The 26,826-nt window shown below is 45.5% G+C and carries 15 protein-coding genes and 1 pseudogene; all 16 read left to right on the top strand.

The window, feature by feature from the left end; genetic code table 11:
* The first annotated feature begins 455 nt into the window (after positions 1 to 455).
* The 16 genes and pseudogenes from hemL (at position 456) to FKN93_RS06195 (ending at position 26,797) form a co-directional block, all read left to right on the top strand.
* Positions 456 to 1,748: a glutamate-1-semialdehyde 2,1-aminomutase gene (hemL, locus tag FKN93_RS06270; RefSeq protein ID WP_154170226.1), complete on the top strand. Its 1,293-nt coding sequence runs from the start codon at positions 456 to 458 to the stop codon at positions 1,746 to 1,748.
* 441 nt (positions 1,749 to 2,189) lie between these two features.
* Positions 2,190 to 3,275: an AI-2E family transporter gene (locus FKN93_RS06265; RefSeq protein ID WP_170904709.1), complete on the top strand. Its 1,086-nt coding sequence runs from the start codon at positions 2,190 to 2,192 to the stop codon at positions 3,273 to 3,275.
* A 65-nt stretch (positions 3,276 to 3,340) separates the two neighbouring features.
* Positions 3,341 to 4,363, top strand: coding sequence for a 16S rRNA (guanine(1207)-N(2))-methyltransferase RsmC (gene rsmC, locus FKN93_RS06260; protein WP_170904708.1), 1,023 nt, complete (start codon positions 3,341 to 3,343; stop codon positions 4,361 to 4,363).
* Between the two features lie 255 nt (positions 4,364 to 4,618).
* A pseudogene (locus tag FKN93_RS06255) lies at positions 4,619 to 7,957 on the top strand (response regulator).
* A gap of 748 nt (positions 7,958 to 8,705) precedes the next feature.
* Positions 8,706 to 10,376: an ABC transporter substrate-binding protein gene (locus FKN93_RS06250; protein ID WP_004394189.1), complete on the top strand. Its 1,671-nt coding sequence runs from the start codon at positions 8,706 to 8,708 to the stop codon at positions 10,374 to 10,376.
* Positions 10,377 to 10,596: 220 nt separating this feature from the next.
* Positions 10,597 to 11,583 carry an ABC transporter permease gene (locus FKN93_RS06245; RefSeq protein WP_004394190.1) on the top strand — a complete coding sequence of 329 codons (987 nt, stop codon included), beginning with the start codon at positions 10,597 to 10,599 and terminating at the stop codon, positions 11,581 to 11,583.
* Between the two features lie 2 nt (positions 11,584 to 11,585).
* Positions 11,586 to 12,611, top strand: coding sequence for an ABC transporter permease (locus tag FKN93_RS06240; RefSeq protein WP_154170222.1), 1,026 nt, complete (start codon positions 11,586 to 11,588; stop codon positions 12,609 to 12,611).
* A 2-nt stretch (positions 12,612 to 12,613) separates the two neighbouring features.
* Positions 12,614 to 13,597, top strand: a complete 984-nt coding sequence (locus FKN93_RS06235; RefSeq protein ID WP_004394193.1) for an ABC transporter ATP-binding protein — start codon at positions 12,614 to 12,616, stop codon at positions 13,595 to 13,597.
* A gap of 40 nt (positions 13,598 to 13,637) precedes the next feature.
* Positions 13,638 to 14,633, top strand: coding sequence for an ABC transporter ATP-binding protein (locus FKN93_RS06230; protein ID WP_004394196.1), 996 nt, complete (start codon positions 13,638 to 13,640; stop codon positions 14,631 to 14,633).
* Between the two features lie 154 nt (positions 14,634 to 14,787).
* Complete coding sequence (locus FKN93_RS06225) at positions 14,788 to 16,506, top strand: glycoside hydrolase family 9 protein (protein ID WP_170904707.1); 1,719 nt, start codon at positions 14,788 to 14,790, stop codon at positions 16,504 to 16,506.
* A gap of 55 nt (positions 16,507 to 16,561) precedes the next feature.
* A complete protein-coding gene (locus tag FKN93_RS06220; RefSeq protein ID WP_170904706.1) occupies positions 16,562 to 18,493 on the top strand; it encodes a family 20 glycosylhydrolase in 1,932 nt (643 codons plus the stop codon).
* Between the two features lie 61 nt (positions 18,494 to 18,554).
* Positions 18,555 to 20,960 carry a N,N'-diacetylchitobiose phosphorylase gene (locus FKN93_RS06215; RefSeq protein ID WP_170904705.1) on the top strand — a complete coding sequence of 802 codons (2,406 nt, stop codon included), beginning with the start codon at positions 18,555 to 18,557 and terminating at the stop codon, positions 20,958 to 20,960.
* A 42-nt stretch (positions 20,961 to 21,002) separates the two neighbouring features.
* Positions 21,003 to 22,415, top strand: a complete 1,413-nt coding sequence (locus FKN93_RS06210) for a phosphoglucomutase/phosphomannomutase family protein (RefSeq protein WP_158144710.1) — start codon at positions 21,003 to 21,005, stop codon at positions 22,413 to 22,415.
* Positions 22,416 to 22,874: 459 nt separating this feature from the next.
* On the top strand, positions 22,875 to 23,873 hold the full coding sequence (locus tag FKN93_RS06205) for an iron ABC transporter substrate-binding protein (RefSeq protein WP_158144709.1): 999 nt from the start codon (positions 22,875 to 22,877) through the stop codon (positions 23,871 to 23,873).
* Positions 23,874 to 24,104: 231 nt separating this feature from the next.
* A complete protein-coding gene (locus tag FKN93_RS06200) occupies positions 24,105 to 25,709 on the top strand; it encodes an iron ABC transporter permease (protein ID WP_170904704.1) in 1,605 nt (534 codons plus the stop codon).
* Positions 25,706 to 26,797 carry an ABC transporter ATP-binding protein gene (locus FKN93_RS06195; protein ID WP_154170210.1) on the top strand — a complete coding sequence of 364 codons (1,092 nt, stop codon included), beginning with the start codon at positions 25,706 to 25,708 and terminating at the stop codon, positions 26,795 to 26,797. Before FKN93_RS06200 ends, FKN93_RS06195 begins: the two co-directional genes overlap by 4 nt.
* The last annotated feature ends 29 nt before the right edge of the window (positions 26,798 to 26,826 follow it).

Raw genomic sequence — 26,826 nt, 5'->3', positions numbered from 1 at the left:
CCTCTTCCACCAAATCGTAGGCATTCAGGGAAAAAACGATAAGCATCTATCGCCGTGCAAGAGTAATGATTTTTATCAGCAATGCCACCATTTTGCACTGAGTAGACCGATAAATGTTATAAATTGAGGGAAAAGATTTCGTCTCATCACTGAGCAGCGTACAATGCTCCACGCAATGAATCTTAGGGTAGATTAATCTTTCAACGTCAACGTTTATTCGATAGAGCGATCAAAAAACGAAGTGTTGCCGCTGGATGATAAGCCGTTTTATTCCCATGAATATAGCGAGATTGAGCGACACAAATACCGCCAACGCAGCCATAGTTTGCCGTGGGCAAAGTATAAACTGGCTGATATCGCGACGAGAGGATTACGCTTTATCATCGCTTTTAGGGTAAACATATCCTCAGCGACAAAGGTCTACATGCCCTAACCAATATTAAGAGGAATTCTCAATGACCAAATCAGAAGATCTGTATCAAAAGGCGCAAATCAAAATCCCAGGCGGCGTTAATTCTCCGGTGCGCGCTTTTAGCGGTGTAGGTGGCTCACCCATTTTTATCGACCGTGCTGATGGCGCACTGATTTTTGATGCCGATGGTAAAGCCTACATTGATTATGTTGGCTCATGGGGCCCAATGATCCTTGGTCATAATCATACCGTGATCCGCGATGCCGTGATCCATGCCGCTCAGCGAGGTCTCAGCTTTGGCGCGCCGACGGAAATGGAAATCACTATGGCAGAATTGGTCTCTGAACTGGTCCCTTCCATGGAACAGTTGCGCATGGTCAGTTCTGGCACAGAAGCAACCATGAGTGCCATTCGTTTAGCTCGCGGTTATACCGGACGGGATAAAATCCTAAAGTTCGAAGGCTGTTACCACGGCCATGCCGATAGCCTATTAGTCAAAGCCGGTTCAGGAGCCTTAACCCTCGGCCAACCGAGCTCACCAGGCGTTCCCGCTGATTTCGCCAAACACACACTCACTGCCCGCTTTAATGATTTACAATCCGTACGTGAGCTGTTCGCGGCGCATCCTGGTGAAATTGCCTGTATTATCGTTGAGCCAGTCGCGGGGAATATGAACTGCATTCCTCCAGTAGCTGGCTTCCATGAAGGTTTACGTGAAATCTGTGATCAAGAAGGCGCGTTATTGATTTTTGATGAAGTAATGACTGGCTTTCGCGTTGCCCTTGGAGGAGCACAAGCTCACTACAATATCCACCCCGACTTAACCACTTTAGGTAAAGTGATTGGCGGAGGAATGCCTGTGGGAGCTTTTGGTGGTCGTAAAGAAATCATGCAATACATTGCTCCAACAGGCCCCGTCTATCAAGCAGGTACGCTTTCAGGCAATCCGATTGCCATGGCAGCGGGTTACGCTTGTCTGTCGCTATTAAGACAAGAAGGTAATGAGAAAAATTTAGCCGCTAAAACCAAACAACTGGCCGATGGCTTTAAACAGCTCGCCGATAAGCACGCTATTCCATTGGTCGTTAATCAGGTCGGTGGCATGTTCGGCTTCTTCTTTACCGACCAACCCAGCGTAACCTGCTACGAAGAGGTAGCAAAATGCGATATTGAACGTTTCAAACGCTTCTTCCACTTAATGTTAGGATACGGTGTTTATCTTGCGCCATCAGCATTTGAAGCTTGCTTTACCTCTTTAGCCCACGGTAGCCGAGAAATAGAAGCTACTTTAGAAGCCGCTGATCGCAGCTTCGCTCAGTTAGCTCAAGAAGGGTAATTAACATATATCGGATTTAACTTATTGAACTGAGGGGTATTGATTTTTCGCCATGCCATTCATTGCGAATATTCAACACCCCTACTATATAGGCAGAAAACTCACAACGTCTACTGCCGTTAGTGCCAAAAAAACATCACTAATATGGCAAGTGAAGCAAGCAAAATCATCGTCCAAGGTATACGTTGAACCCATGAGGTTTTCGTCGCGCAGCAAGATTTCTTTTCACAACAACCCATTTTTATCTCTCCCATTGCCCAAATACGCAATCCAAGCCATTATAGACAGTGTCACAACGAAATCGAAACTCACTCTATGTCATTTATCTGTTTGTGACGATGGTGTTTGTGAATGGATAATGGATCTAATGATTCTATCCATCGCTCACTGGTATCCGGCATCCTGACATAGAAAATCAACCAGTAGAAAGGGGCCACTAGCGTGTCCGATAAAACTAGACTTACCGTCAACCATTGGGTCTTGATTGGCGCATTATGCATCGCCGTATTCAGCTGTTATCAACTGATTCAACCTTATAGTAATGCGATCATGATGGCATTTATTCTATCGCTATTGATTTTCCCCATTCATCAACGCTTAGAATATCGTCTAGCTCAGAAAAAAAATCTTACTGCCCTACTCTCGTGTATTATTTTGACGTTTATTATTGTGATACCGTCGATATTGGTTTTTTCAGCCATCGTCCAACAAGGTGCTCGCTTTGCACAAACGCTCTATCATTGGGGGAATGAAGGTGGCATTCAAACGGCGCTTAGTCACCCTTTGATCATTAAAACACTTACGTTTACCAACCAATATCTCCCCTTTCATGAAGTAACACCTCAGCAAATCGCCCAAAAAACCGCTCAATTCGCCACCTCTTTCGGCAGCAGTCTGGTGGCCATTAGCGCCAAAATCGTTGGTGACGTCACGCATTTAGTCATGAACTTTTTCTTAATGCTGTTTGTGCTGTTTTTCCTGCTCCGCGATCACGATAAGATCATTAATGTACTGCGACACATCTTGCCGTTATCCCGTAGCCAAGAAGACAAATTACTGCATGAAATCCAGCAGGTATCGAAATCCGCTATCATGGGGTCATTTCTTACTGCCATAGCCCAAGGCGTAGCGGGTGGATTTGCGATGTGGATCGTTGGCTTACCCGGACTGTTTTGGGGGACCATGATGGGCTTCGCCTCTTTTATTCCTTTAATTGGCACCGCCTTAATTTGGGTCCCAGCTACCCTCTATTTGTTTATTATTGGTGACACCGCTTGGGCATTGTTCTTATTAATCTGGAGTATTGCCATTGTTGGTTCGATTGATAACTTATTGCGTCCCCTGCTGATGCAAGGCAGCGCAGGCATGAATACCTTAATGATCTTCTTCTCACTATTAGGGGGAATCCAGCTCTTTGGTTTGATAGGGTTAATCTACGGGCCACTGATTTTTGCGATTACTATTGTCCTGTTTAACCTCTATGAAGAAGAATTTGCGAGCTTTTTAAATCAAAAAGACCGCCACTAAAGCGCTTCAAGCCAAGCGCTGATTATGCGAAAATTGCGCCCTTTGCCGTTCACCACGAGTTTGTTATGTCACATTACACAGCCCCAAGTCAGATCACGCAGCGTCAATTCGCTTATTTCGCAGGCAAAAAAGTCTTGGTTGCCGGGGAGGTGGAAGATAGCTTTCCCATCGAGTTAAGCAAACACTGCGACGCAGTGACCGTTTTTACTACCCACTATGGCTATTATCGTCAATTACAGACCTCTTCTGCCGTGAAAAGTTATTTTGGCGCAGAGTTGACTGCCGACATTACGGCTGACTTGTTGCTGATTTATTGGCCAAAAGCAAAACTGGAAGCGCAATTTTTACTCGCCATGTTGTTGGCTAAACTGCCTGCACAGTGTGAAGTCATCGTCGTGGGAGAAAACCGCTCAGGAATAAAAGCCGTCGAAAAACTGTTTACCCCTTATGGCACGATAAAAAAATACGATTCTGCTCGTCGTTGCTCATTCTATTGGGGACAATGTACACAACCTGTTGCTGCTTTTGATTTAGAAGATTGGTTTAAATCTTATACCGTTCATTACCAGCAACACACACTGACTATCCGCAGCCTACCCGGGGTATTTAGCCACGGTGAATTCGATTTAGGCAGTCAACTGCTGCTCGACAGCTTACCTCCCCTGCAAGGCAAAGTACTTGATTTTGGTTGCGGTGCTGGCGTTCTGGGCTGTGTAATGAGTATACTTAATCCAGAGATTCAACTCGAAATGTGTGATATCAGCGCCCTCGCAATTTACTCCAGCCAAGCCACATTAGCGGCGAATGGCCTAACGGGACGAGTCTTTGCTTCCGATGTTTATTCAGATACTGACCAAGATTATCAATCGATTGTCACTAATCCACCCTTTCATTCAGGGCTAGACACCAGCTATCGAGCAACGGAAACCTTATTACAGCAAGCCCCCAATCATTTGACCGCGTCTGGTCAACTGTTTGTCGTTGCTAATAATTTCCTCAAATACCCACCATTAATAGAACAAGCATTCGGTAATTGTGTGACGCTAAATAAGACGGGTAAATTCTCAATTTATCACGCCCAAAAATAAGCTTACTGTCCGTAAATTGCCGTTTTTAACGACAATTTACGGAAGTAACATCAAAAAATTGCGCCCACCGACACGGTTTACTGTCAACTTACTTGTCAAAGTAAAAAAACACGTTAATTTCGTTATTTCATACACGTCACTTTATTCAATTTTCTCACTAAGGCTTTGTTGACTGTGAGCACTATGACAAATAACCCTTTGTTTAGATTTAAGTTTCATCGACAACATAAATTTAAACGTCTACAAAACACTCTGATGTTAGCGTTTCTGGCAGTCAGCCTCACTCCGCTAACGGTAACAGCCTTGTTCTTTCTTCATTCACACAGTAAAGACTTACAAGAACAAAGTACCTCACATCTCATTTCTGTACGAGATACCAAGCAGCAACAAATTATCGATTATCTCAGCGCCAAAGAGTCTGAAGTGATGGGATTTGTTCGTTCAGAACTTGCCTATGCCAGCGGTGGACGTTTTTACGGTTTGGTCAATGCCTTTCAACGATTAGGGGAAAATATTGAGCAAGCGCGTCTGCACGCTCAACAACGCTATATCCCCGGTTCTGGCGATCAAATCAGAACCTCTATTTTACCTAAATCAAGTAGTTACGCAGGTAGTGAACGTTATCGTCTACTGCACAAACGTTACCATGCAAGTTATCTAGAGCTACTGAAACGGTCTGACTTTGACGATATTCTGATCGTCGATCTACAGGGTAATGTGGTCTATTCAATTTTCAAGCATGCGTATTATGGCACGAATCTACTCAGCGATAATCCGCAGAACTCACCTCTAGGACGAACCTTCCAGCAACTGGAACAGCAAGTGACTGAGCAACGTAAGGTCAATGAAGACTATACCCCTGTCATTGTGTCTGATTTTGCTGAATACAATGGACGCCAATATGCTTGGATGGGCGCACCCATTATTCAACAAGGCTATCTTCACAGTTATGCCATGTTCCGTCTGCCGAATAATGGCATCACCAAATTAATTGCCGATCATAATCAAGACTCAGCCAAAAGGACATTATTGGTTGGCCAAGATCACCGTTCTCGTACGCTGGCTTATCAACAAGCCGATGTGGATACCAGCAGTGAAGTGATTCAGTTGGCACTCAATGGCTCGCGCTCGGTCACAACCTATGAGAATACGCTCGGTGAAAAACAGATTGCCGCCTATGCGCCGATTCATTTGCAAAATCTCAATTGGGCTTTAGTTGTCGAACTCCCTGAAAAAGAAGCCTTTGCCCGAGTAAGACAACTGGAAAAATTATTTATTTTCGCGATGTTAACGGCGATCATCTTAGTAGTCATCGCTTCTCACTATCTCTCTAACTTTATTACTCTCCCTTTGCTCAAACTCACTTGGGCAGCAGAACGCGTCTCCGCCGGTGATTTGGATCAACCGATCATTCATACTCAACGGCGTGATGAAATTGGCCGTTTGGCGGTTAGTTTTGAAAGAATGCAACGCTCGATCCGTGAAAAAATCCAACTGATCAAATCACAAAATATTGAGTTAGAAGATAATATCCAGCTGATTCGTAAACAAAATGATGAACTGCAATTAGCCAACAAACTTAAAGATGAGTTTTTAGCGACCACATCACATGAGCTACGTACTCCATTACACGGCATGATAGGAATTGCCGAAGCTTTGACTGCCGGTGCTAACGGGCCAATCAGCGCAGCCCACCGCTATCAACTCGACATTATTATCAGTAGCGGTCAACGTCTTGCCAATCTTGTTGATGATTTACTCGATTATCACAAGATGCGTTATGGTCATCTCGATATCGAAACTCAAGCCGTTAATCTCTCCAATGCGACCAGAATGGTACTTGAGCTGTCTCACCATTTACTGGGTAAAAAAACGCTACGAATTATTAACCAAATTGCCGATCAGCCATTATGGGTATCGGCTGATGCTCAGCGACTTGAACAGGTACTGTATAACCTGATTGGTAATGCGATTAAATATACCTCTGAAGGAAAAATTGTTATTTCAGCTACCCCAATGGAGCATCAAGTTAGAGTCCAAGTGGTCGATACTGGACAAGGCATTCCTGCTGAGCAATTAGAACATATTTTTGAACCGCTCATTCAAGCCGGGCACGATAGCAGCCGTTATCGTCAAGGTGCTGGTTTAGGATTGACGATTAGCCGCCAATTAATTGAATTAATGCAAGGCTCCTTGTACGTCAGTAGCCAGCCGATGGTCGGCACCACCTTTAGTTTTACGCTGCCACTCGCGACTTCACAACAAATTGCTCAAGCGTAGCGCAGTCAAATTGCTCATTTTCAAGCACCGGAATTATCCTCGATTGACGATCTCACTCAACCGCAACAACCAGAAAACCCACAAGGTCCTCTACTGCTGATTGCCGATGATGAGCCGGTTAACCTGCGTGTATTAGACAGTTTTTTACGTCTAGAGGGCTATCGTGTCCGAACAGCACTTGATGGCCATGAGGTTATTGAAGCAATTGCCAAAGAGAAACCTGAACTGTTACTGCTCGATGTGATGATGCCCGGCATGAGTGGTTATCAGGTCTGTGAGCAATTAAGAGAGCGGTACGATCATGCGCAACTACCCATTATAATGCTAACCGCATTAACCCAAAGTGATGATCGGATCAGAGGCTTTGCCGCTGGCGCCAATGACTATTTATCAAAACCTTTTAATAAACAAGAACTCGCCGCTCGAATTAAAGCTCACTTAAGCGCCAGTAAAGCAGAGCAACGCCGTATTGAAAATGCTCAACTTCAAAAAGAGCTCAAACAACGAGCGATGGTCGAAGCCAGTTTACTCGAAACTCAAGGCCGACTATTAGAGCAACTGGATTCAGCGCCAGAAGCGATTTTGTGTTTACGAGAAGACAATAAAATCCGCTTTGCCAATGAGGCGGCCTGTAAGCTATTTAAACGCAGCCAAGATCAACTCAAACGCTCTAACGCCGAAGAGTTGATTGCCCCTAAATATTTACTGGTTGAGCAAGAGCATTATTGCGGGAACATCGATATTTATATCGATGATGTCAGACAACACCTCTCCGCTGATGTGCTTCGCTTACCGGAAGGAAGCAGTTTTAAAACGATGTACATTTTTAATGTCGGTGGAAATCTTAACGCCAATCGTATCCATCAACTGGAAACCGCCGTCGACGCGTTATCAAGCTATGCTTTTGCTGGTGATAAAGACAAACTTCAGCAGTTAAAAGAGCTAGGAGGTGAATTTACTCGCATCGCAGAAAAAGTGGCCGGAGAAACCCCATCAAAACAGGCGTTAATGCGCGCCGTGTTGGTTGATGCGATGACGAGCGCTCTCGACTACTGGGAAAAAGTCACAGGACAAAGTAAGTTTACTTTTGCTGAACAAAGTGGATTATGGCGCGTCTATTTAGATCGTAGTACTTTGCAAACTCGAACGTTGGATAAGTACTTACGTATTGAAACGCTACCCAAAACGCCTCGCTGGCGCACGGTGCTGAACTCTCTTGACTACATATTGGAACACTGTCAGGAGCAAGGCCCAGAGCGAACCTACATCGAAGTACAACGAGATAAATTACAGCAATTGTTAACGAGCGATTAAGCGCTACTGCACTGGCTAATATTTGATGTCTCAACAATCACGGCCCTTTATCAAACAAGCCTATTTAAATAGGCTTGTTTGAATTCTCAACCACTCATTGGTATCTACAGTATGATGACCGCAATCCCCCGACTAATGGCCACCAACTCAATCATCATCAAGCTAACGTTCGTTGATTTTCTTATCAAAACAACCCTCTGATTTATCTCTCTATACCTATAATTTTTCCGTTAAATCGGCAACCAATTCAGTGTTGCACCTTGTTTAACTGGCTAATAAGTCAAGTTTGCGAAGATAATCACAACAATTTGCCAGATTTAATTTATGAAGTGAAATTTCTATTTTTAACACCAGTGAGCAAGGTCTCAGTAAATAAAAAAAACAGATGATGCCATATATATAAAGGCCATGAAAGATAGCAACCACTTACAAACTGACGGCGTAATTGACTCATTTGCGAAGTGAATCACTGTTTACTATTTCAACACTCATGAGGCAATTAGATTCATTTTAACAAAACTGACGTCAAGTAAGAGTATTTTGACGTTTTTAACGGGAATTAGAATTGATAATTTTCCTTGTAAGGTGTTTCCTTACCTCTGTCAACGACCTACAGGCCACTCATGCCATTGAGCTTTGACTTAATGAACATCATGAGGTGGGTCATTGCCGAGTGTTAATCCGATGATGACATTCAAACCCTATTCATATCCGTATGTGAAATGAAAGCAAATAGTAAGGAACAGCTATGCTTGCCAATATAAAAAAAACTGCCCTAGCCGCTGCCGTAATTACTGCAGCCGCAACCGTGTCAACTCCAGCGTTTGCACGCAGTGAGTTGACCATCGTACCCGATTTTTACCCAACCATGGTGCGCAACTTTAACCCTTACCTTGCCACGAATTTAAGGACAACCACTGACTTCATTTATGAACCATTGGTCATTTTTAATGAAATGCACGGTAATACTCCCGTTATGCGTTTAGCCGAAAACTTCTCCATGTCTGACGATTTAATGAGTGTCACTTTCGATATTCGTAAAGGCGTCAAATGGTCAGATGGTAAGGGCTTTAGCGCGAACGACGTCATCTTCTCATTCAATCTAGTGAAAGAAAAACCTGAGTTAGATCAACGCGGTATCAATAAGTGGGTCACCAGCGTTGAGAAGATTAATGACTACAAAGTGCGTTTTCGTTTGAGTGAAGCTAACTCCAACGTTCCTTATGAAATTGCTCAAGTACCGATTGTTGCTCAACATATCTGGAAAGATGTCAAAGAGCCAACGACATTCACTAACCAAAACCCGGTTGGTACTGGTCCATTTACCGAAATTGATACCTTTACTCCACAACTTTACATCCAGTGCCGCAACCCGAATTACTGGGACGCAGCAAGCTTAAAAGTCGATTGTTTACGCGTGCCACAAATTGCCAATAACGACCAATTATTGGGACAAATTATTAACTCTGAGCTTGACTGGACATCCTCATTTGTTCCCGATATCGATCGTACTTACGCGGCGGCCAATCCAAATCACCACTACTGGTATCCAGCGGCAGGAACACAAGCGTTTATGATTAACTTCAAAAACGCCGATCCTGCGAAAAAAGAAGCACTGACTAACGTTGATTTCCGTCGCGCCTTCTCAATGGCACTGGATCGTCAAACCATCATTGATATCGCCTTCTATGGTGGTGGTACGGTCAATGATTTTGCTTCTGGTCTCGGCTACGCGTTTGAAGCATGGTCAGATAAAGCGGTACACGATAAGTATAAAGGCTTCAATACCTACAATGTCGAAGGTGCCAAAGCGCTACTCGCCAAAGCTGGCTTTAAAGATATTAACGGTAATGGTTTTGTCGAAACACCATCAGGTAAAACCTTTGAGTTGTTAATTCAATCGCCTAATGGCTGGACCGATTTTAATAACACCGTTCAGCTAGCCGTTGAACAGTTACAAGAAGTGGGCATTAGAGCTCGTGCACGTACGCCTGAGTTTGCAGTTTATAACCAAGCCATGCTCGAAGGTAACTACGATGTCGCTTATACCAACTACTTCCATGGTGCCGATCCTTATACTTATTGGAATAGTGGTTATAACTCAGCGCTACAGTCTGGTGATGGAATGCCGCGTTTTGCTATGCATTTCTTCAAAAATGAAGAGCTTGACCGTCTTCTAAACAGCTTCTACAAAACCGCAGACCGTAATGAACAGCTAGCCATTGCTCACAAGATCCAAAAGATCATCGCTGAAAATCAAGTCACCGCTCCTGTTTTGTCTGGTGCTTGGATGTACCAATATAACACCACGCGCTTTACTGGCTGGTGGAACGAAGAAAATCCAAAAGGCCGTCCAAGTATTTGGGCTGGTATCCCAGAGCGTTTACTACATGTACTGGATTTAAAACCCGTTAAGTAAACGTTGATTGCTGCGGCGCATTCGTTGCGCCGCTCTTGAAAATCCCCTCTCTTATTAATGATAAGTATGGCGCGTGTCGTCAGGGGATTTCTCGCTCTCAACTTTCTGTGAGCGACCTGAGTAATATAACCAAACGGCTTGGAGTTGCAGCTAGCCAACATTACCGCAACTTCAAATAGCACGGGGTTATCAGGATGACTGGGTGAGTAAGGGGTAAGTTATGGGATATTTTTTAAGACGTTTGTCATTTTATTTTGCGGCGTTGCTGGTTGCAGCAACCCTCAATTTTATTATACCGCGAGCCATGCCCGGAGATCCGGTGACCATGATGTTCGCACACGCAACCGCACAAGTAACACCAGAACGAATTGAAGCCATGAGACAACTGCTTGGCTTTGTTGATGGGCCGATTTGGGTTCAATATTTTACTTATATGAAAAGCATCCTCAGTTGGGAACTCGGGACATCGATCAAATTCTATCCATTAAGTGTTAATGAGCTTTTAGCGGGTGCTTTTGGTTGGTCACTATTCCTTGCTGGCACAGCGGTGATTATTTCATTTTCGATTGGCTCTATCCTCGGCATCTTTGCTGCTTGGAAACGAGGCAGTTACTACGACTCTTTTGTGACCCCTGGGATGCTGGTGATTCAAGCGGTTCCCCAAGTGGTTATTGCCATGCTCGCCATGTACACCTTTGCTATCGGCTTAAGATGGTTTCCAACTGGTTACGCTTACACACCAGGTACCATTCCAGATTGGACAAGCTGGGCTTTTATTAAAAACGTAGGATTTCACGCTGTACTGCCTTTGCTTTGTGCCTCAATCGTGCAAATAGGTGGCTTCTTAGTCAACATGCGCAACAACATGATTAACTTGTTGGCTGAAGATTACATCACGATGGCGAAAGGCAAAGGACTCAGTGAAAACCGAGTCGTTTTTAACTACGCCGCTCGTAATGCACTATTACCCAGCGTCACCGCTCTTTCAATGTCACTAGGCATGGCGATAGGTGGTCAATTAATTATTGAGATTATCTTCAACTACCCCGGCCTTGGTACGGTTTTGTTCAACGCGATCACCGCGCGAGATTACCAGGTTTTGCAAGGCCAATTGATCATCATGACGCTCTTTATGCTGTTCTTTAACTTACTCGCCGACATGCTTTATGTTGTGCTCGACCCGCGTTTGCGCCGGGGAGGTAAATAATTATGCAAGCACTCGTGAAACTTCTTCGTGGTAATAGAATGGCAATGCTCGGAGTGATCATTCTTAGCCTGTTCTTACTGATGGCCGTTTTTGCGCCGTTAATTACTCAACATGCACCCGATAAACGGACGGGAAATCCACATGAATACCCAAGCTTTATCGTCAAAGCCGCAAAAGCCAATCCAGACGGTTGGATAGCGACTAATCTGGGCAACGATCGTCGAACTTTGGCAATGTCCAAAAAAGAGAACCATGTGCTCGGCACTACCCGTATGGGACGAGATGTGTGGGCGCAAGTGGCCTATGGAGCAAGAGTATCATTGGCGGTCGGTTTTGGCGCTGGGATCACCGTATGCTTTTTAGCGACCATTATTGGCGTCTCTGCGGGTTACTTTGGTGGAAAAATCGATGATTTTCTTACCGCTGCGATGAACATCATGTTGGTAATTCCCCAATATCCCTTACTGTTTGTGGTCGCCGCCTTCATTGGTCAAGCTGGGCCACTGACCATCGCACTGATAATCGGTTGTACCTCCTGGGCTTGGGGCGCTCGAGTCGTGCGAGCACAAACCATGGCACTGCGTGAAAAAGAGTTTGTTAAAGCCGCAGAAGTGCTTGGTGAGTCTTCTTGGCGGATCATTTTCGTCGAAATTCTTCCTAACCTGATTTCGATTGTTGGGGCAAGTTTTATCGGCTCGGTGATGTACGCGATTATGATGGAAGCCACCATCTCCTTTCTCGGTTTAGGCGATCCAAACACCATCAGTTGGGGCATCATGCTCTATAACGTACAAACCTCCTCCTCGATGTTAATTGGCGCGTGGTGGGAACTGTTAGCTCCTTGCCTTTCTTTAACCTTATTGGTGACTGGCTTAGCGTTGCTTAACTTTGCGGTTGATGAGATAGCTAACCCACAATTGCGTTCTCACAAAGGCATGAAACGTTGGAAGAAGCTTGCCAAGCAAGAACAGAAAGAGCGTAAACCAGCCATGCAACCTCAACAAGCCATTTGGAGCGGAGACAAATAATCATGACCCAACCTATTATCTCAATCCGCAACCTCTGTGTTGATTATATTACCGATGCGGGCGATGTTCGCGCTTGTAATAATGTCAGCTTTGATATTGCGCCAAAAGAAATCTTTGGCCTCGCTGGCGAATCTGGTTGTGGTAAATCAACCGTCGCTTTCTCGTTAATGCGTTTACATAAGCCGCCCGCATTTATTACTGGGGGAGAAGTCATCTTCAACGGCGAAAATATTTTGCAATACAGTGAAGAACGTATGCAGTCCTTTCGCTGGAGCCAAATGTCGATGGTCTTCCAAAGTGCCATGAATGCACTTAACCCTGTATTGACCATGGAAGAGCAGTTTTGTGACGTGATCATGCGTCACACCAATATGAGCCGCTCACAAGCGAAACGGCGTGCTGAAGGCTTATTAGAGATTGTCGATATTCATCCTAGCCGTCTCAATGACTATCCGCATCAATTCTCCGGAGGGATGCGTCAACGGCTAGTGATTGCGATTGCTTTAGCCCTTAATCCGAAAATGATCATTATGGATGAACCCACTACTGCATTGGATGTGGTCGTCCAACGAGAGATCTTGCAAAAGATCTATGCGTTAAAAGAGGAATTTGGCTTTGCCATTTTGTTCATCACTCACGATCTGTCTTTGATGGTCGAATTCTCAGACCGGATTGGGATTATGTACTCTGGTGAACTGATTGAGGTGGCTCCTTCTAAACAAATTTTAGAGACCCCTTATCACCCTTATACCAAAGGGCTAGGCAGCTCGTTCCCACCTTTAACCGGACCGAAAAATAAACTCACAGGAATCCCTGGCAATCCACTGAACTTACTGGAAATTCCCCATGGTTGCCGTTTTCAAGCTCGCTGCGATCGCGTTCATGAAGCCTGCAGCAAAGTGCCCACTGAGTTGCGTCTAATTGAACAAGGACGCTTCTCGAATTGCCATCTCTATGGTGAGCCGATTGCTCAGCGAAAAGCATGAGTATTGAGGTAGGCAAACAACTGAATTTCTGGAGATAACAATGAGTAATGTATTAGGCCAACTGTTGGTGGAAGGTAAAAATCTCGTCAAGGATTTTCCACTAAATAGCAATAGTCTTAAACAACCGATGATGCGCGCTATCAATGACGTATCATTTAAAATGTACAAAAGTCGTGGCTTATCAGTCGTGGGAGAATCTGGTTCAGGGAAATCAACCACGGCCAAAATGATCGCCAAGATGTATGCCCCTAGTTCAGGAACGATTGAATACAAAGGCAGAGATATTCTTAACATTAAATCACGTTCAGATTTAATGCACTACCGTGAGGGTGTGCAGATGGTATGGCAAGATCCCTTTGGATCGCTCAATCCAACCCATACCATTTTTCATCACATCGCTCGCCCGCTACTGATCCATAAAAAAGTCACACCGGGGAATAAAAAAGAGCTGCAAGAGCGAGTGTATGATTTGCTTGAGCAGGTTGGTTTGATTCCGCCGAAAGAGACCGCTGAAAAATACCCTCATCAGCTCTCTGGTGGACAGCGACAACGCATCAACTTAGCTCGTAATATCGCCGTTGGCGCAGAAGTGGTACTCGCTGATGAACCAACCTCGATGCTCGATGTGTCGATTCGTGCTGGGGTCTTGAACTTAATGCAAGAGATGAAGTTTGAAAAACAGATGTCTCTACTCTACATCACCCATGATATCGCCACCGCCCGTTATATTGCCGAAGATCTCGCCGTGATGTATGTCGGTCATATGGTCGAATGGGGGGACACCGATGAGATCATTCACGATCCGCAGCATCCTTATACCCAGTTGCTCGTCTCTGCGGTTCCCGATCCTAAAAAGTCGATTCATGAAAAGCTCAAAGGCAATAAAGGTGAAATTCCACTCTGGACACCCGACTCCGTTGGCTGCCCCTTTGCTGGGCGATGCCTGCACGCCAGCGAGCGCTGTCGAGAAAAACTGCCGGAGGTCACCCAGCTATCAGAAAACCATTTTGTGCGCTGTTATTTATTTGAACATTAATACTGGCCTTATCGTTGGCTCGCAACTTTGGGGTCACGATAAGGAAATGTCGAATCGCTATCTGCAAACAACTTGGAGCGTCAAATAGCAAGGAGATAAATAACTATTGAATCATCAACATAACAACGATTTTGCGTGATTAACGGAGAGAGGAATGCAATTACTCACTAACCACATTGGTTATGAAGCATTGGGACCTAAACAGGCCGTATTATTGACCTATCAGTCGGCTTTTTACGTTGAAGAAGCCCGCTTGGTATGTGCGCATACACATCAAACTATGGCTCGTATTGCGATTGAATTTGGTGGCCAAGTCGATGGTTGGCATCAGGGGCATTTTCATCGTCTCGATTTTTCGGCCATCACGCAAATGGGTCAATTCTATCTTTGTGTCGATAACGCACGCTCAGCCACTTTTACTATTCAATCTGGGCTACTGATGCAGCGTACCTTTTCGGATGTACTGCATTATTTTAAATCACAACGCTGTGCTGGCGTATTCGATAGACAAGATAAGCAAGTACCACTGCTGGGCACTTCACTCACTGCCGATGTGCACGGCGGTTGGTACGATGCTTCTGGTGACGTCAGTAAATACTTCAGTCACCTTTCTTACGCTAACTATTTGAACCCACAACAAACACCTATGGTGGTATGGAATATGCTCAAAGGGTTAGCGCTTTTAAACCATCACTCGGGTTTTGCTGATTTCTCTCGCATTCGTCTCATGGAAGAGGCGTTGTTTGGTGCTGATTTTCTCGTTCGTATGCAAAACGCCGAGGGTTTTTTTTATGTCACGGTATTTGACAAGTGGAGTAAAGATCCCAAACAACGCGAAATTTGTAGCTATGCCACTCAACAAGGGCACAAATCTACCGATTATCAAGCTGGCTTTCGTCAAGGTGCAGGAGTGGCGATTGCCGCGCTAGCGGCGGCTGCTCGCTTATCCGAGCACGGCGAGTTTACTCAGCAGCAATACCTAGAAGCAGCACAGCGAGGTTATCAACATTTGATAACGGCCAATCTCGCTTATCTAGATGATCAGCAAGAAAATATTATTGATGAATATTGCGCCCTATTAGCCAGTTGTGAGCTCTATCAAAGCACTCAGCAAGCCGACTATTTACTCGAAGCTCGCCAATGGGCTCAGCGTTTATCTGCTCGACAAATGAGTGATGAACAGCATAACCATTTTTGGTCAGCCAATCAGGACGGTTCGCGCCCTTATTATCATGGGGTTGAAGCTGGTTTGCCTGTGATTGCACTGTGTGAATATCTGGCAATTGAGCCTGAACTGACCCAGCGCGAAGTTGTGCAGCAGGTGGTGACTCAAGCCTGTCAATTTGAACTGACCATTAGCTCGCAAGTACACAATCCTTTCGGTTACCCACGACAATACGTATGTGACACTAAAGGCCTAAAACGCAGCGCTTTTTTCATGGCTCACGACAACGAAACTGGTTACTGGTGGCAAGGGGAAAATGCTCGCCTCGCTTCATTAGCCAGTATGGCTTACTTAGTACAGCCTTATCTTACCGATAACCGCCTGAGCCAGTCATTACTTGCACTAGCCCACAATTCACTGAATTGGATCTTAGGGCTTAATCCTTATGACCTCTGCATGCTCGATGGTCATGGCCATCATAATCCCGATTATTTACCAGATTTGGGCTTTTTTAATGCCAAAGGCGGGATCTGCAATGGGATTACCGCAGGATTTGATGATGAGCAAGATATCGCTTTTAACCCTGAACCACAAAAAGACGATTTGCTACAAAACTGGCGCTGGGCGGAGCAGTGGATGCCTCATGCCGCTTGGTATTTGTTAGCAATGACCACTCAGTTTGCTCACTTTACCTCCGTAGGAGAATAACCATGAGTCCGCATTTAACTCACTTGCTCAACGTCAATGGCAGTAAGGATAGAGTATGAATTATCGAATGGATTTTGCTGTGCTGAGCGAGCAAGCTAGCCATTGCCGTTTTGGCTTAACCTTGCATAATCTAAGCGATCAGCCACTGACTGACTGGCGCTTACACTTTGTGATTGAGCGTTATATTGACCCCAATTCCCTCACTCAAGGTCAGCTACAGCAAACAGGGAGCTTTTGCACCATCGAGCCTAATTGCCAGATTTTAGCTGCCAATAGTCACTTTTACTGTGAATTTAGCATAAAAACCGCACCATTCCACTTTTATACCGACGGTATTAAAGAGGCTTTTATCGAATGGTCAAGTGCCAATACTATTCATCGCCAAACCGTTACCGTCACGCCCATCGCTCTGCTGTCTAGCCATAAACGGCGCAGTGTTGTCGAGGCGGTTGAGTGCGCAGAGCTGTGTTTAATTCCCTACCCTAATCAACTGCAGCGATTCGAGGGCAAGCTCTCTTTACCTCGCCAAAGTGGATTCGCAATACAAACGGAAAAAGCTCATCACGCCAGTCAGTGGTTTCGAGAGCAGTTGATGGCGTTATACGCATTCCCTATTGAGGATAAAGCGGAAGCCGCGCCGATCCTTTATTGTCTTAAACCAACACTTGATGCACAAAGTTATCAATTGGAGATCGACCAACAAGCCATTCGCGTCTTCGCCAATAGCGAAACCGGCTTTCTGTATGCCAGCGCTACGCTATTACAGCTCGCGCAACACAATGATCCGGTTGTCGATTTTCCCTGCTTAACCATTAGTGATGCTCCGCGCTTTGACTACCGAGGCATGATGCTCGATTGCGCGCGACATTTTCACTCTTTAGAAACGGTTAAACGCTTAATCAATCAACTGGCCTACTACAAATTCAATACTTTTCATTGGCATTTAACCGATGACGAAGGCTGGCGGATTGAAATTAAATCGCTGCCGCAACTAACGGACATTGGCGCATGGCGCGGTGTTGATGAGGAACTAGAGCCCCAGTACAGCACGCTCACGGAACGTCATGGGGGATTTTATCGTCAATACGAAATCAAAGAGGTGATTGCCTATGCCGCTGAGCGTGGGATCACGGTCATCCCAGAAATCGATATTCCCGGTCACAGCCGCGCGGCCATCAAGTCACTCCCTGAGTGGTTAATCGATAGAGAAGACAAGTCGACTTATCGCAGTATTCAATATTATACCGATAACGTGCTCTCTCCCGCTCTGCCCAGCACCTATCAGTTTATTGATCGGGTTTTAGAAGAAGTCGCTGCCCTGTTTCCAAGCCCATGGGTTCACATCGGTGGCGATGAAGTCCCTGAGGGTGTCTGGCTTAATAGCCCTAAGTGCCAAGCCTTAATGACAGAGCATGGTTATACCAGTAGCCATGAATTACAAGGTCATCTGCTGCGTTATGCCGAGCAAAAACTGAAATCACTGGGTAAACGCATGGTCGGATGGGAAGAGGCGCACCATGGCAATAAAGTCAGTAAAGATACCGTGATCTACTCTTGGCTGTCGGAAAAAGCCGCTTTGCACTGCGCCAAGCAAGGCTTTGATGTGATCTTACAACCGGGACAATTTACCTACTTAGACATCGTACAAGATTACGCGCCAGAAGAACCCGGTGTTGATTGGGCCGGAGTGACACCGCTAGAACGCGCTTATGGCTATGAGCCATTAGCTGAGGTCGCCGATAACGATCCGCTGCGTAAACGTATCCTCGGTATTCAATGCGCCCTATGGTGCGAACGAATCAATAACCCATCACGTCTCGATTATATGATTTATCCACGCTTAACCGCTCTCGCCGAAGCTGGCTGGACCGAAAAACAGCATCGTGATTGGTCCGGTTATTTGACACGTTTAAAAGGTCATCTGCCGCTACTTGAGCAGCAAGGTATTGACTATCGCCATCCATGGCAAGCAAAGCCGCAGAACTAAATCTACTTAACTCTTTATTTTTTATCTGCCCCATTGAGCAGTGTTTGAAAAGGAAAACATCATGAAATACGGCTATTTCGATAATGAAAATCGCGAATACGTCATTACTCGCCCCGATGCTCCGGCCCCGTGGACCAACTACCTTGGCACAGAAAAATTCTGCAGCGTGATTTCACATAACGCTGGCGGATACGCTTTCTATCATTCTCCTGAGTACAATCGTGTCACTAAGTTTCGACCGAACTTTACTCAAGATCGTCCCGGTCATTATGTTTATTTACGTGATGATACCAGTGGTGATTTTTGGTCTATTTCTTGGCAGCCGGTGGCGAAAAGCCTTGCCCAAGCCAACTATGAAGTTCGCCATGGTCTGTCTTACTCAATTTTTAAATGCGAATACCAAGGTATCGTCGCCAGCAAAACACTGTTTGTACCCAAAGGAGAAGATGCTGAACTGTGGGATGTGGTGATTGAAAACACGTCCAATGAGACGCGGACTATCAGTGCTTTCAACTATGTTGAATTTTCCTTTAGCCATATTAAATCTGATAACCAAAACCATCAGATGTCACTTTATTCTGCTGGCACTGAATATAAAGAAGGAGTGATTGAATACGATCTGTATTACAACACTGATGATTTCTTAGGTTTTTATTATCTCACCGCAACCTTCGATGCCGACAGCTATGACGGTCAACGTGACCAATTCCTCGGCATGTACCGTGATGAAGCCAACCCAATTGCGGTAGAGCAAGGTCGATGCTCAAACAGCGCACAAACTTGCTATAACCACTGTGGCGCGCTGCATAAGCAGTTTGTCCTCCAACCCGGAGAAAAAGTCCGTTTTGCTGTGGTATTAGGGGTCGGTAAAGGTAACGGTGCAAGACTACGTGAAAAATATCAAGATCCACAACAGGTTGATCAAGCATTGGCAGCGATAAAAGCCCATTGGGATGAACGCTGCGCCAAGTTCCAAGTCAAATCCCCTAATCCAGGCTTGGATACCATGATTAATACTTGGACGCTCTACCAAGCGGAAACCTGCGTAGTCTGGTCACGCTTTGCCTCTTTCATCGAAGTGGGTGGCCGTACTGGGCTTGGTTATCGTGATACCGCGCAAGATGCCATCTCGGTGCCTCATACTAACCCTGAAATGACCCGTAAACGCTTAGTTGATCTGCTGCGTGGTCAAGTGCAAGCGGGCTACGGTTTACACCTTTTTGATCCAGACTGGTTTGATCCAGAAAAAGCCAATGTCAAACCATCAAAATCGCCAACTGTCGTTCCAACGCCTTCTGATGACGATAAGATCCACGGCATCAAAGACACCTGCTCTGACGATCACCTATGGATCGTGCCGACCATCTTAAATTACGTGAAAGAGACTGGCGATATGGCCTTTATCGATCAAGTGATTCCTTATGCCGATGGCGGTGATGCCACCGTGTACCAGCATATGATGGCTGCGCTCGATTTCTCCGCCGAATACGTGGGTCAAACCGGAATTTGTAAAGGTCTACGCGCCGACTGGAACGACTGTCTGAATCTTGGCGGTGGTGAATCGGCGATGGTGTCTTTCCTTCACTTCTGGGCTCTAGAAGCATTCCTCGAACTGTCTCGATTCCGTCACGATGAAGCGGCCACCGATAAATACCAAGCCATGGCTAACGGGGTGCGCGCCGCGTGTGAAACCCATTTATGGGATGAACAAGGTCAATGGTACATTCGCGGCCTGACTAAAGATGGCGATAAGATTGGCACTTTTGACCAAGTGGAAGGCAAAGTGCATCTGGAATCCAATTCACTGGCTGTGCTGTCTGGTGCGGTGAGCCACGAACGTGGCATCAAAGCCATGGATGCAGTGTATGAGTACCTCTTCTCTCAATATGGCTTGCATCTCAATGCGCCATCCTTTGCGACCCCAAATGATGATATTGGTTTTGTGACTCGTGTTTACCAAGGGGTAAAAGAAAATGGCGCGATTTTCTCTCACCCTAACCCTTGGGCATGGGTGGCTGAAGCAAAACTCGGCCGTGGCGATCGAGCGATGGAATTGTACGATGCGCTCAATCCTTATAATCAAAACGATCATATCGAAACTCGTATCGCTGAGCCCTACTCCTATGTGCAGTTCATCATGGGTCGCGATCATAAGGATCATGGTCGAGCCAACCATCCTTGGCTGACCGGTACTTCAGGTTGGGCTTACTACGCCACCACCAACTTTATGTTGGGGATTCGCACTGGCTTTGAGGGCTTAGATGTCGATCCTTGCATCCCAACCTCATGGCCTGGTTTTGAAGTCACCCGTCAATGGCGTGGTGCGACCTATCAGATCAAGGTGGAAAACCCTGATCACGTTTCTAAAGGTGTGAAATCGATCACTTTGAACGGTCAAGCGATTGAAGGGGCGATTCCGGTGCAAACAGCAGGCTCAGTCAATCAAGTCATCGTCACAATGGGCTAAACAGCTTGGGGCGCATTTTTGCGCCCCTCTAAGGAGAGAAGCATGATTCAATTTGGTACCGGAGGCTGGCGAGCCTTTATTGGTGAAGAGTTTACCAAAGACAATGTACGCATCGTCGCACAAGCGCTAGCCAACATCATTCAGCAAGAACAAGTGGCAGAGCAAGGCTTTGTGATTGGCTATGATCGCCGCTTTTTATCCGATAAGGCCGGGCGCTGGTTTGCAGAAGTCCTTGCCGGCAATGGTATCGTGGTCAGTTTTATTAATAAATTTGTCCCCACGCCTGTGGTGATGTTTCAAGCAAAAGTTATGGACTGCGCTTACTCGGCCTGCATTACCGCCTCACATAATCCGGCCGATTATAATGGCATTAAAGTGTTTATCCGCGGTGGACGTGACGCTGATGAAATTATTACGAAAAAAATTGAACAACAGACAGCAAGGTTGACGCTTAGCGACATTCGATCGCTCGATTTTGAGCAGGCTATCGCGGAACAACTTATCATCAACATTAACCCAATGAATGACTTTGTCGATTCGATCATTAACTTGATTGATATTGACGCGATCCGTAAAGCAAATTTACGGGTATTGATCGATCCTATGTTTGGCGTGGCGAAAAATGCGCTACAAACGGTACTGATCAATGGCCGCTGTGATGTTGATGTGATCAACGATGGGAAAAATCCCGATTTTGGCGGATTAATGCCATCCCCCAGTGCCGCTACCTTGTATCGCCTGCAACACCTAGTGAAAAATGAAGGCTATGACATTGGCATTGGCACCGATGGCGATGCGGATCGACTGGGGATTATTGATGAAAAAGGCCATTTTATTCATCCCAACGAAGTGCTAATGCTGCTTTACTATTACTTACTGGAATATAAAGGCTGGAAAGGTTCGGTAGTACGTAATATTGCCACTACGCATCTATTGGATAAAATTGCCGCTGATCATGGCGAGCAATGCTTTGAAGTTCCGGTTGGCTTTAAGCATATTTCTTCACAAATGGAAGCGGCTGATGCTTTGATTGGCGGTGAAAGTTCAGGGGGCTTGACCATTCGCGGGCATATCAAAGGTAAAGACGGCGTCTTTGCTTCTAGCTTATTGGTGGAAATGCTCAGTGTCACCGGCAAAAAACTCTCTGAATTATTAGAAGAGATCTATGGCCGCTATGGTTATGCTTACACCGCCGAAGGGGATTGTAAATTTAGTCAGCAGCAAAAGGCCTCTCTGTACAATAAGCTGTATGTTGAAAAACAGCTGCCAGACTTTGACGATGAGATAGAAAAAGTCAGCTATGAAGATGGAGCGAAAGTCTATTTTTCCAACGGCGGCTGGATCATTGCCCGTTTTTCCGGCACGGAACCTTTACTGAGAATCTTTGCCGAGATGGCCGATAAGCCCACCGCAGAACGATTAGTCGATCAAATGAAAGCGTTTTTACAACTTTAATCCCGATTAAAGTTCAGTAGGCTCACTAGGGTCTGCCTTGTATAAAGAAGTCACAAACTGCTGCAAAAATCAGCTCGAAAGATAAACAAACCCTAGGGGTACAATATCGAAGTGAAAGTCATCGTACTTTCACTTCTTCCAATACTCGAATAAAGCGGCCAACCTAGCGTCTTTATCTTCCTATCTTTTGATAAAGCTCAGACCACTTCCCCCCCCTGCCTTATCATACAATTTGTTACAATTACTCAACTCTTGATTTTATTGTTTTCTTTCAAGGTATTAAATCACATTATTGATTTTTGAGATTTTCCACCATGACTAGCTATTGACCCAAAGAGTGCGATTAATAATAATTATCAAACTTATTTATACAATGGCATCGATAACGCTTAATGCCAGTGCAGTAAGTAAAGCCAAATACCGTCGATCGTCCTACTCATTGAGATAAAAGGTTTATTCATGCAAAAGAAGTTGCTCTCAACTGTCGCTTTAGTCAGTAGTTTCATCACCGCCCCATTACTCCACGCTCAAGACATCACGCTTTATTCAGGCCGTGGTGAAACGCTTGTTAAACCGATCATCGAACAATTTGAAAAGCAGAGTGGCATTAAAGTTAACGTACGTTATGGTGATACCGCTCAACTTGCGGTGTTATTGCAAGAAGAAGGCGCTCGCTCACCAGCTGATGTGTATTGGGGACAAGATGCAGGTGCGATGGGAGCACTGGCTAACGCAGGTCTCTTAGCCACGCTACCAGAAGCGGTTTACAAACAGCTACCTGAGATTTATACCAGTAAAACAGGTCAATGGGTTGCCGCCAGTGGCCGCTCACGCGTGATCGCTTATTCGACTGAACGCGCTTCTGCGGAAGATATTCCAGCCTCTGTGTTTGATTTAACGTCAGAAAAATACCAAGGCCGTTTTGGTCTTGCACCAACCAACGGTGGCTTCCAGTCATTCGTTACCGCAATGCGTGTTGAGCATGGTGACGAGAAAACCTTGGCGTGGTTAAAGGCGATGAAAGCCAACCAACCGAAAATTTATCGTAATAACACCACTCAAGTACAAGCCATTGGCGATGGCGAAATTGATTTTGCGTTGGTCAATAACTACTATTTACCACGCTTTGTTGCCGCCAATGCGAACTTCCCAGCCAAGCAGACTTACTTTGCCGAAGGTGATATTGGTAACTTAGTTAATGTCGCGGGTGTTGCCGTGTTAAAAAGCAGTAAAAAGCAGCCTCAAGCGATTCAATTTATTGAGTACATGCTTTCTCCTGCCGCTCAGCAATACTTCACCTCAGTAGTTGGTGAATACCCAGTCACTCAGGGCATCATTCCTAACCCTGTGTTGGGTGAGCTAGATACACTATTGCAAGCAGCACCCAGTATTGACCTCGATCAACTGGCTGATTTACAAGGTACCTTAAAACTGTTGCGTGACGCAGGTTTGCTATAAGTTTTACGATAATTTCGTACCTTATTCATTACCCTTAATGGTAATATCTCGACCACAAAGCCAGTGCGCAAGCATTGGCTTTGCTATTTAATCATAATTTATAGTATGCAACTTGGCCCTATAATTTGGCCTTGATCAGACTATCTCCGTCTCAGCGTTATCACGCTCAATCAAGAGATAGTAATAATTAGCAAACTCCACCAAGGACACTGAATACAGGTAGTAACTCCTATGAGTGTTTCATCACAACCAGACTTTTCAATACGAGCGATTGGTCAACGTCCTCCGTTTTATTTACTGCTCAGTGCTGGTGTTATCTCGCTATTGATGATCATTCCGCTGTTTTACTTGGTTCTGCGTGCATCACAAGCTGATTATGATCAGCTGATTGAATTGGTGTTTCGAGCGCGCAATTGGCAACTTTTGCTCAATACATTATCTCTGACCTTTGGCGTGTTAGCCGTTTGTACCTTTTTAGCACTGCCCATGGCTTGGTTAGTTACCCGTACCTCGATAGCAGGAAAACAGCTGTTAACCATTCTCGCGATTGTTCCCCTTGCGATACCCGGTTACGTGATGGCTTATGCTCTACTCGGTATCGGCGGCAATATGGGCGCATTAGCTCACCTATTTGATATTCGAATCAGCAATATCTCCGGCTATTGGGGGGCGGTGTGGGCGCTGGCGCTTTATACCTACCCATATATTTTTTTGAATCTACGCGCCGCACTCTTAGGTCTAGACAGTAGCTTAGAAGAGAGCGCCTACAGCCTTGGTTATTCTCGATTCGCCACCTTTCGTTTTGTGATGCTGCCACATTTATTACCAGCGCTCCTCGCTGGCTACATGGTGGTGGCTCTTTATGTGCTCGGCGATTTTGGCGCCGTAGCCTTAATGCGCTATGAAGCGTTTAGTTTTGCGATTTTTAATCAGTATTCAGGGGCATTTGATCGGATTTACGCCGCTTGGCTATCACTGATGTTACTGGCTCTAGCGGGCAGTTTTTTATTAATTGAATACTCATTGTTAAAACGGAAACGCCTCTCCAGTGTCGGTAGTGGTGTTACTCGTCATGCAAAACCGTTCGCCTTAGGGGCTTGGACTCCTGCAGCCTGGTTCTATGTCACTGTTGTGTTTTCCGCCTCCATCGGTTTGCCTTTAACCATGCTCGGTTACTGGATGATCGTCATACCACCGGATATCAGTTTGCTCATGCAAGTCCCTTTCACTTTTGCACGCTCTGCCTTTGCCGCCGCACCCGCCGCGTTATTGGCGGCTTTGATGGCGCTGCCACTGTGTTATTTAGTGACTCGCTATCCATCGCCATTAACACGCACCATGGAACGCAGTGCTTACATTGGTTATGCACTGCCTCCTTTAACGCTGGCTTTAGCCATGGTGTTTTTTGCTCTGCATAGTGCATTTTTCTTATACCAGACCTTAGCATTGCTGATCCTGACTTGGAGTCTAGCCACTCTTGCCTTAGCGATGGGCCCTATTCGCAGCGCGCTCATCCAAACCCGTCAAAATACCGAAGAAGCGGCGCAGTCCTTAGGTTACAGTTCAAGCGCTAGTTTTTTTTATGTGGTTCTGCCTCGCTTAAGACGCGGTATTTTAGCGTCCATCGCTTTGGTGTTTCTATTCTGCATGAAAGAACTGCCGATCACTTTCTTACTCGCTCCTACGGGGTATCACACCTTAGCGGTGACTGTGTTTTCACGAACTTCGGAAGGATTGATGGCAGAGGCCGCCCCCTTTGCGACGGCGATTGTTTTATTTTCTAGTTTATCGATCGGTTTAATCTTAAATCGTGAAAAGATCAAAGGGACCCAATGAGTTCATACAACCTTGTTATTGACGCTATGCAAGATACCTTAGCGACTGAAAAATCGCCTCATTGCCAATACCAAATTCAAGCGCAGCAATTAAGTAAATGGTTTACCGATAGCGATCAACCTGCAGTCAGCGATGTCTCTTTTCAACTGCAAGCCGGTGAAATTTTGGCTTTATTAGGTCCCAGCGGCTGCGGAAAAACCACTACATTACGCATGCTGGCTGGATTTGAGCAACCTAACTCAGGGCAGATTGCCCTTCATGGCCAAGAGGTCACTCAACGACCCGCTCAAGAACGTAATATCGGCATCGTCTTTCAAGATTATGCGCTGTTTCCGCACATGACGGTGGAACAAAACATTATGTTTGCCATGCGTACGACGCCCAAAAATCAACGTGCAGAAAAAGCGATCCCTTGGTTAGAGTTAATGGGACTAAGCCATTTATGTCATCGTTATCCCAACGAGTTATCCGGTGGACAGCAACAACGTGTAGCGCTTGCTCGTACCTTAGCCGCTGAGCCCGACTTAGTGCTGCTTGATGAACCGTTTAGTAACCTTGATGCGGCACTGCGTGAAGCCACGCGTAATGAAATGCGTCAATTATTTAAGCGCTCAGGAACAACGGTGATTTTAGTGACTCATGATCAAGCGGAAGCACTGTGCTTCGCCGATAAAATTGGCGTGATGCAACAAGGTAAATTGGTGCAAATCGGTACGCCACAACAGGTCTATCAGCAACCGATCAATGCGTTTGTTGCTCAATTCTTAGGTCATACTAATTTAATCACCGGTCAAGTTGATGGCGATCAGGTACAGACTCGCTTAGGCAATATCACGCTTCCCGGATTGTCTGAACCCAGTGTTACTCTCTCTATTCGACCAGAAGATATTCAACTGAGCAGCCAGCTAAACGAGCAGCAGACACAAGCGACGGTGATCAGCCGTGAATTTCGTGGCCATGATTACTTTTATACCCTACAACTCGATGAACTGAATTTATCAGTTATCACTAACCGTCACGCTGAATTTGCCGTAGGTCAAACGGTCGCGATTACCAACATCGCTTACGCTTGCCGTTTACTGGCATAAAAAATCCCCTTACTGAGCCTTCAGTAAGG

The sequence above is a fragment of the Vibrio sp. A8-1 genome (genome assembly GCF_013048685.1).
GTDB classification, from domain to species: Bacteria; Pseudomonadota; Gammaproteobacteria; order Enterobacterales; family Vibrionaceae; genus Vibrio; species Vibrio metschnikovii.
Note: the sequence above shows the minus strand (reverse complement) of the source record. Positions and strands in the feature narration are given on the sequence as shown.